This window comes from Neisseria sp. P0008.S010, assembly GCF_051962715.1.
GTDB classification, from domain to species: domain Bacteria; phylum Pseudomonadota; class Gammaproteobacteria; order Burkholderiales; family Neisseriaceae; genus Neisseria; species Neisseria elongata.
Window position 1 is genome coordinate 1 of record NZ_JBQCVA010000100.1, and the last position, 1,560, is coordinate 1,560.

Sequence of the window (1,560 nt, forward strand, 5' to 3'; positions counted from 1 at the left end):
GCAGGCGTCCGGGACGTTTGAGCAGAATAACCATGTGGTGATTAACAACGACGGCACGAACGGGCAGATAGGTCCGGCTGCTCTGAAGGCGGTGTATGACATGGCCCGCAAGGGTGCCCGTGATGAAATTCAGACACAGATGCGTGATGGTGGCCTGTTCTCCGGAGGTGGACGATGAAGACCTTCCGCTGGAAAGTGAAACCCGGTTTGGATGTGGCTTCGGTCCCTTCTGTAAGAAAGGTGCGCTTTGGTGATGGCTATTCTCAGCGAGCGCCTGCCGGGCTGAATGCCAACCTGAAAACGTACAGCGTGACGCTTTCTGTCCCCCGTGAGGAGGCCACGGTACTGGAGTCGTTTCTGGAAGAGCACGGGGGCTGGAAATCCTTTCTGTGGACGCCGCCTTATGAGTGGCGGCAGATAAAGGTGACCTGCGCAAAATGGTCGTCGCGGGTCAGTATGCTGCGTGTTGAGTTCAGCGCAGAGTTTGAACAGGTGGTGAACTGATGCAGGATATCCGGCAGGAAACACTGAATGAATGCACCCGTGCGGAGCAGTCGGCCAGCGTGGTGCTCTGGGAAATCGACCTGACAGAGGTCGGTGGAGAACGTTATTTTTTCTGTAATGAGCAGAACGAAAAAGGTGAGCCGGTCACCTGGCAGGGGCGACAGTATCAGCCGTATCCCATTCAGGGGAGCGGTTTTGAACTGAATGGCAAAGGCACCAGTACGCGCCCCACGCTGACGGTTTCTAACCTGTACGGTATGGTCATCGGGATGGCGGAAGATATGCAGAGTCTGGTCGGCGGAACGGTGGTCCGGCGTAAGGTTTACGCCCGTTTTCTGGATGCGGTGAACTTCGTCAACGGAAACAGTTACGCCGATCCGGAGCAGGAGGTGATCAGCCGCTGGCGCATTGAGCAGTGCAGCGAACTGAGCGCGGTGAGTGCCTCCTTTGTACTGTCCACGCCGACGGAAACGGATGGCGCTGTTTTTCCGGGACGTATCATGCTGGCCAACACCTGCACCTGGACCTATCGCGGTGACGAGTGCGGTTATAGCGGTCCGGCTGTCGCGGATGAATATGACCAGCCAACGTCCGATATCACGAAGGATAAATGCAGCAAATGCCTGAGCGGTTGTAAGTTCCGCAATAACGTCGGCAACTTTGGCGGCTTCCTTTCCATTAACAAACTTTCGCAGTAAATCCCATGACACAGACAGAATCAGCGATTCTGGCGCACGCCCGGCGATGTGCGCCAGCGGAGTCGTGCGGCTTCGTGGTAAGCACGCCGGAGGGGGAAAGATATTTCCCCTGCGTGAATATCTCCGGTGAGCCGGAGGCGTATTTCCGTATGTCGCCGGAAGACTGGCTGCAGGCAGAAATGCAGGGTGAGATTGTGGCGCTGGTCCACAGCCACCCCGGTGGTCTGCCCTGGCTGAGTGAGGCCGACCGGCGGCTGCAGGTGCAGAGTGATTTGCCGTGGTGGCTGGTCTGCCGGGGGACGATTCATAAGTTCCGCTGTGTGCCGCATCTCACCGGGCGGCGCTTTGAGCACGGTGT

General features: G+C 57.6%; 3 protein-coding genes. All 3 read left to right on the top strand.

The features are described from left to right. Positions 1 to 174: 174 nt before the first annotated feature. The gene (locus ACTHSL_RS12525) at positions 175 to 504 is read left to right on the top strand and encodes a phage tail protein (RefSeq protein WP_440381646.1); all 330 of its coding nucleotides are present in this window, start codon (positions 175 to 177) and stop codon (positions 502 to 504) included. After that, a complete protein-coding gene (locus ACTHSL_RS12530; protein WP_440381647.1) occupies positions 504 to 1,202 on the top strand; it encodes a phage minor tail protein L in 699 nt (232 codons plus the stop codon). Before ACTHSL_RS12525 ends, ACTHSL_RS12530 begins: the two co-directional genes overlap by 1 nt. A gap of 5 nt (positions 1,203 to 1,207) precedes the next feature. Further along, positions 1,208 to 1,560: C40 family peptidase (locus tag ACTHSL_RS12535; protein WP_176370923.1), on the top strand; the 353-nt coding region annotated here is incomplete at its 3' end.

Coding starts and splice junctions, on each gene's coding strand:
- ACTHSL_RS12525 (WP_440381646.1), top strand. CDS start 175: ATGAAGACCTTCCGCTGGAAAGTGAAACCCGGTTTGGATGTGGCTTCG.
- ACTHSL_RS12530 (WP_440381647.1), top strand. CDS start 504: ATGCAGGATATCCGGCAGGAAACACTGAATGAATGCACCCGTGCGGAG.